This is a genomic window from Sphingomonas sp. 66-10, from assembly GCF_001897045.1.
Classification (GTDB): domain Bacteria; phylum Pseudomonadota; class Alphaproteobacteria; order Sphingomonadales; family Sphingomonadaceae; genus Sphingomonas; species Sphingomonas lycopersici.
This window is the reverse complement of record NZ_MKRR01000094.1, coordinates 83,844-90,261: the sequence shown is the minus strand read 5'-3', so window position 1 is coordinate 90,261 and position 6,418 is coordinate 83,844. Positions and strand designations below refer to the sequence as shown.

The following is a 6,418-nucleotide window of genomic DNA, read 5'->3' as shown; positions in this document are numbered from 1 at the left end:
TGTTGGGCTGCTTCTGCCTGACCTTGCCATTGAAGGTCCGCGCGACCGCCGGCGCCCCCGCCAGCGCCGCCGCACCTGCCACCCCGGCGATCGCCTGACGACGTGAGAATGCTTTGGGCATTACCGTCTGGTTCATAGCGCGAACTTCATCCCGACGGTGAAGCGCCGGCCGAGCAGATCGAACAACACCGAGTTGAACTGGATCGCCCGGGTGTAGAAGTTGCTGTAATAAGGTGTGACCGGTGGCGAACGATCGGTGAGGTTGGTGACCGAGCCGAATATTTCCACTTCGCTGTCGGTGCCGAACTTCACTTTCTGCGCGAGCCTGAGATCGAGGTAGAAGGCTGAATCGACCTTGTTATAGGCAGCGTCCCTTGGCCGGGCGTTTTCCTGCGTGCCCGAGCCGATGTAGCGCGCCTGGGTGAAGAACGAGAAACCGCCGCTCGTATAAGTGACATTGCCGGTCAGCTTGAACTTCGGCAGGCCATAAGGAAAGCCATCTGATTGCTGGATACCGGTCTGCCCGGCGCGATCGATATAGGTGCCGTTACTGAGGGTTTGCGAATTTTCGAACAGCCAATTGGCGAAGAGTCGCAGATTGATTGCCTCACCCTCGCCGCCGGTCAGGTTCATCGGGCGGGTATAATTGGCCTCCACGTCCAGCCCGCGCACGCGATTCTGGTTAACGTTGATGAAAATATCGCCGATCAGCGTCGGCTGTCCGGCCGTGTCGAAACTCACCAGCGCGCACAATTCGGGAGCAGCATCGATCACGCAGCCGTTAAACACGCCCTGCGAGCCAAGCCGGGCGATCGCCCCTTTGACGCGGATGTCATAATAATCGGCGGAGAGTGACAGGCCCGGGACGAAGCCGGGGCGGATCACCGCGCCCGCCGTCCATGTATCGGCCTTCTCCGGGTTCACCCTGGGGTTGCCACCCGAATAATTTGTCACAGAGATGGATTCGATGACGCCTGGCGTCCGCGGATCGTCGATTGATGTGATCCCGCCGGTCTTGTCGAACCGCTCGGACAGATTGGCGGCGCGCACGTCGCGCGACCAGGTGCCGCGCAAGCGCAGGAAATCGGCGATATCGGCTTCCAGCCCGGCCTTATACGCCCAGATTCCGCCTGACCCGGTGTAATTCGCCCAGCGTCCGGCGAGATGCAGATTGGCCGAGCGGATCGGGCCCGCCTCGCTGAGCAGCGGCACCTGAGTCTCGCCGAACAATTCGGTGACGTTGATCGCGCCGCGGATATTGGACACTTTCGAATATTGCAGCGCAACCGAATTGCCGCAATCGGCGTTTGACACGTTGCGCAGACCAGGCGGCGGATTGGCCGTAACCTTCGGATCGCTGCACTGCACCGGTCGGAAGGTATCGTGGTTGGCGGCGGGGTTGCCCGGGTCCTGCACGACCTGCCGGATCGCCTCGCGCCGCCACGATCCGCCGAACGCGGCCTTGATCGGTCCGGCCCAGCCTTCGACCAGCGTGCCATTCATCGAGAATTCGAACTGATGCTGGCGCAGATCGGTGATGCCCACCTTTTCCGTGCCGGAGACGTAGCTCAGCGTCTCGCCGCGCGCGAAACCGGTATCGGCATAATAGATCGGGGTGGTGATCTGCTGCCCCGGCTCATAGCCGGTGACGTAATCGATCGCCGCGGCCGATGCATTGCCCTGACCGAACAGGTTGATCGGCACGCATCCCGGAAAGCTGTTGCCATAGAGTGATACGCGACAGACCGGCTGGCCGGTTGCCGGATCGGTCACCGCATCGAGCGCGGCGAAGATACGATCGAGCCGCAGCCCGTTCTGATAGGCTTTCCGCTTGTTGGTGCCATATTGATAATAAAGATCGGCCTGCCAGCCATCCAGCGCCCCGCCGGAAATATCCCAGGTGAGGCCGCCGGCGAACGAATTCATCACGCTGTTGTCGCGTTGGGTCGACAGCCTGCCGAAATCGCTGTCACCGCCGATCCGGCGGAACTCGAACGACTCGATTCCATCGGCCGTCATGATTTGCTGCACCGACGCGGGCAGGAACGCATTGCCCGAATAAATCCTCGCCACACTGGGCGTGCCGCTCAGCGAGCCGGTCGGCTCGTTGTAGCGGAAAGTCTTGTTCTGTCCGCGGATATATTGCGCGTAGACCGTCACATGATCGGCGATCTCATAATCGGCATAGGCATAGATGCTGCTGCGATCGGCGTCGGGAAAGATCGTGAGCTGATCGCGCCCGATATAATCGCCGCTACCGCCGTTGGTGATCGATTGGCTGCCGGCCAGGGGCCCCCGGCCGCCGATCGTCCCGGCGCTGACGCTGCTGGCAACGAACGGCGTGATCCCGCTGCCGTCGCGCAGGAATTGCATCGCGTTGAGCCGCGTACCCGGCGCATAGATGAGGCCGTTGAACGAGGTGGAGGTCGAGACGACATCGGGATAGACGTTGCCGTTGATCACGCCATAGGCTTTGTACCAGTCCCGCCCGCGCATCGTGTGCACGCCGTCCTGCATCGAAAATTCGCCCGAAAGCAGGATATGCCCGCGATCGCCTAACTTGGTGCCGTAACTCACCGACGCCTGCAGTCCTCGGTTGTCGCCGCGCGAGGTGATGCTTTGCTGCACATCGGCGCGCAGCCCGGTGAAATTGCGGTTGAGCTTGAAATTCACCACCCCGGCGACCGCGTCGGTGCCATAAGCGGCGGAGGCGCCGCCGGTCACCGTCTCGACGTTGTTTACCATCGCCTTGGGGATGACGTTGACGTCGACTCCCCCGAACGCGCTCGACGAGATGACGCGATGGCCGTTGAGCAAGGTCAGCGTGCGGTTGATACCGAGCCCGCGCAGGTCGAGGTTGCCATAGCCGCCGCGCAGGAACCAGCCGTTGCCGCCGACCCCTGCGGTCTGCACCGCGGCGACCGACTGGCTGGCGAAGAATTGCGGCAATTGGCTGACGCCTTCGACGAGGCCGCTCGGCCCCATCGCCGCGAGCTGATCGGCGCTGACCACGGTGAGCGGGGTCGGCGATTTGCTGCCGTCGCTGCGGATGCGCGATCCGGTGACGACGACTTCCTGCACGGCAGGGGCCTCGGTGGCCGGCGCTTCCTGCGCCGATGCCGGCGTTGCCAAGGATGCCAGCGCCGCGGCGCCGCTGCTCCCCAACAGCGCCGCCAGCGGCTTGCGCCCACGCCCGATCGATTGCCGCATTGCTTCCTCCCCCTCGCATTGCCTGGGCGGGAGCTTCGCGACTGTTTCCCAGGCAAGCAATGCATCGCCAAGTGATGACAGGACATTGATTGTAGATTATGATTTTGTGGCGGGAGGATCATATGGCGAATCTGCCATTCACATTGCGCCAGCTCGAAGTATTCTCGAGCCTCTGCGCAACCAAAAGCTTCAGGATAAGCGCCGAGAATCTCGGTATTTCTCAGGCATCGGTCAGCAATCAACTCAAGACGTTGGAAGAGCAACTTGGGGTCGCGCTGCTCGATCGCAAGCCGGGCCGGCGCCCGCTGATCACCCCGACGGGCGCAGCTTTCCTGCAAGATCTCCAGCGCTTCGAGGCAGCGACCACCGCGCTGGCGGCGCATCGGCGGGCGAATCCGGTCAAGACCGGATCGACACGCTTCCAATTGTTGATCGGGCAGGGGCTGGCGGAAAACTTCATTCGGCCCAAGCTCGGCGGCTTTCTTACCCGTCACCCGGAGGTTGAACTGGTGTTCGACCTTCATTTGCCGCGCAAGGAACTGGACGCGGCCTTGGCGCGCGCAAAATATGACTTCGCGCTCGTCCATCAGATCGAGCCCGCCCCGGTCGCCGATTTCCTGCGGCCGGTCGCGCTGGTCCGCGGGGGCATATACGGGCACCGTCGGCTGGCCGGGGGGCGGGCGTTGCCGCTGACCGCCGACGAGGTTGCGGCGCTGCCCTTCGCCTTGCCGCGGATCAGCGGCACTTATGAGCGCGACGAGCTGAAAGCGCTGGGACGGCACGGCATCCGGCCAGCGCAGATCGTCGGGCGCCCGCCCTATTTCGACGTGTTCGTCTCGATGCTGGAGAGTGGCGTCGCGGTCGGCATGTTCACCGAGGCGATGATCCCGCTGGCGATGCGCGAGGCGATCGTTCTGCTTTATCCGACCGAAACCTGGCAGCTATTGTGGTTCCGAAAGGATGACAGCTGCGGCTATTACGGTGATATCGTTGAGAATTTCCTGTTGGAGAGCGTCGTCGGCGATCCGCGCTACGGTTCGGCGCGGATCGCGTGACGGCGGCGCGCCACAACCGCTCACTCGTGTGAACTTCGTGAACTTTGACGCTACAGGTAAAGCTGCTCGTTGATCGGCAGCCCGTGTTCGCGGCAATGGCTCTCATAGTGGTTCATGAACCACCACACATCGAGCGTCTCGATGTGGTTGCCGTGCTCGTCGTAGAATTCATTGGCGCCCTGCATGTGGAACAGCGCCTTCATCCCATTGGGATCGTCGGTCACCAACGTGTGCGCCGTCCCCGGCGTTTCGGTGATGAACTCGCCCGGCCGGCACACCCAGCCATATTCGAGATAGCGGAACGACCCCTCGAGCCCGATCGCCCACACCCGTCCGCGATGCTTGTGGGTGCCGATCACCCCCGGTCCCTTGATCCACAGGATGTTGACGTAGATGTTGTCGCGCACGTCGAAGGCGAGGTGGCGGATCGCGGCATTGTCGCCGAACGGCACCCACGGGCTCTCCGCCTCGGACGCGCCGACATAGCTTCCCTCCACCCCGCGCGCGCGGATCAGATCGGGGTAAAGCTCCGGGATGTCGACGATCTTATATGCGCCGGACGGGGGTGCCTTCATCGTGCTCATGGGGGGTGTTTCCTTCTGCATCAGAATTTCACGCCAAGCCGCGCATACCATTCGGCGGGGCGGTTATAGGTGCCGAAGATCGGGCCGCCGGCGAGCTGCGCCTGGCCGGTGACGATCAGCCTCTTGTCGGTCAGATTGGTGCCGCCCAGCGTCACGTCCCAATTGCCCGACGGTGCCTTGTAGGTGACGCTCGCGTTGATCAGCGCATTGGCGGGGCGCATCAGCAGGTAGGTCCCCTCGGTGTCGTTTTTGACCGCGCTGGTATAGGTCACGTCACCGAGCAGCACGATCGTGCCGTGGCCGCCCAGCTCCGCCTCGTACCGCGGGCCGAAATTGAGCTTCCATTTCGGCGTCTTGGGCAAGGTCGCGCCCTTGAATACGCCGACCTGCAGCGCCGAGGGCGCGACCGCCGCGCCGGCCAGCACATTGGTGTAATAAGCATCGGTATAGCCCACCGATCCGGTCAGCGAGAGGCCGCGCGCGGCCAGCGCGGTCATCTCCAGCTCGAAGCCTTTGATCCGCGCGTCGCCGGCATTCTGGATCACCGGCGAAACCCCCTGCTGGAAGTTGAGCTGGATGCCCTTGTAATTGGTCAGGAACGACGCGGCATTGATCTGCAGCCGCCGCGCCAGCAATGTCGATTTGACCCCGGCCTCCCAGGTCTCGGCCTTTTCCGGCCCGAAGGTCGGCGCATAGGGCAGGGGCGCGGACAGCCGCGTCGTCCAGCCGCCGGTCTTGTAACCGCGCGACCAGTTGGCGAAGATCATCACATCGTCGCCGGGATGATATTGCAGGCCGACCTTGGGCGAGAAGTTGCTGAACGTCTGCTTCTGCACCCCGGCGATATAATAGCGCAGCGGCTGGCCGGGATTGGGGAAGCCGTTATCGATCCGGCATCGATCGCTGATCGGATCGAGCGACGCGCAATCGGGATTGCCGAAGGCTTGCGCCAATTTGTAGTTCAGCCCGTTGAGATCGGACTGGAACCCTTCGAATTCCTTGTTCTCGCGGGTGTAACGCCCGCCCAGCGTCAGGCCCAGCCGCTCGGTCACCTTGTAATCGACCTGGCCATAGAAAGCGAAATTCCGCGTCGCCAGATTGTTCGGCCCGTCGACCTGCAACAGCCCTTCGGCAAAGGTGACGAAATCGCGCATATTGCCGGATTCGGTAAAATAATAAGCGCCGAGCACATATTTGACGCGGTCGTCCAGCGCATTCCCGGTGAGCTGCAATTCCTCGCTGAACTGCTTCTGAAACATCGGGAAGCTGGTGTTGAGAAAGTTGAGCGGCGACCCGTCCAGGTCCATCGCGACCTTCCAGCGCAATTGGCGATAGGCGGTGATCGACTTGAGCGTCGCGTTGCGCGACAGATCATATTCGAGCGTCAGCGCCGCGCCGCCCTGCTTCAGCTTGTTGAAGTTGTTGCCGTTCGCGTAACTGGTGTCGATATCCTTGGTGATGAAGCGACCGTCGTAGGGCAGGCGGTTATTGTCCGGGTTGGCATCGGCATTCACCCCGAACAAGGCGGGATGATCGAACAGCCCGGTCAGCCCGCCGCGGCGCGCGGCA

At 62.6% G+C, this 6,418-nt stretch carries 4 protein-coding genes; 1 reads left to right on the top strand and 3 read right to left on the bottom strand.

Going from position 1 to position 6,418, the window contains the following annotated elements; all coding sequences use genetic code 11:
* Positions 1–132 precede the first annotated feature (132 nt).
* Positions 133–3,210 carry a TonB-dependent receptor domain-containing protein gene (locus BGN95_RS07815; protein WP_286772215.1) on the bottom strand — a complete coding sequence of 1,026 codons (3,078 nt, stop codon included), beginning with the start codon at positions 3,208–3,210 and terminating at the stop codon, positions 133–135.
* 122 nt (positions 3,211–3,332) lie between these two features.
* Between BGN95_RS07815 and BGN95_RS07810 the strand changes: the two genes are divergently transcribed.
* On the top strand, positions 3,333–4,265 hold the full coding sequence (locus BGN95_RS07810) for a LysR family transcriptional regulator (protein ID WP_265313073.1): 933 nt from the start codon (positions 3,333–3,335) through the stop codon (positions 4,263–4,265).
* Between the two features lie 50 nt (positions 4,266–4,315).
* Here BGN95_RS07810 and BGN95_RS07805 read toward each other — a convergent pair whose 3' ends face one another.
* Together BGN95_RS07805 and BGN95_RS07800 are read right to left on the bottom strand one after the other, a co-directional pair.
* The gene (locus BGN95_RS07805; protein WP_265270301.1) at positions 4,316–4,849 is read right to left on the bottom strand and encodes a 2,4'-dihydroxyacetophenone dioxygenase family protein; all 534 of its coding nucleotides are present in this window, start codon (positions 4,847–4,849) and stop codon (positions 4,316–4,318) included.
* 20 nt (positions 4,850–4,869) lie between these two features.
* A partial coding sequence (locus tag BGN95_RS07800; RefSeq protein WP_286772214.1) for a TonB-dependent receptor occupies positions 4,870–6,418 on the bottom strand: 1,549 nt, incomplete at its 5' end.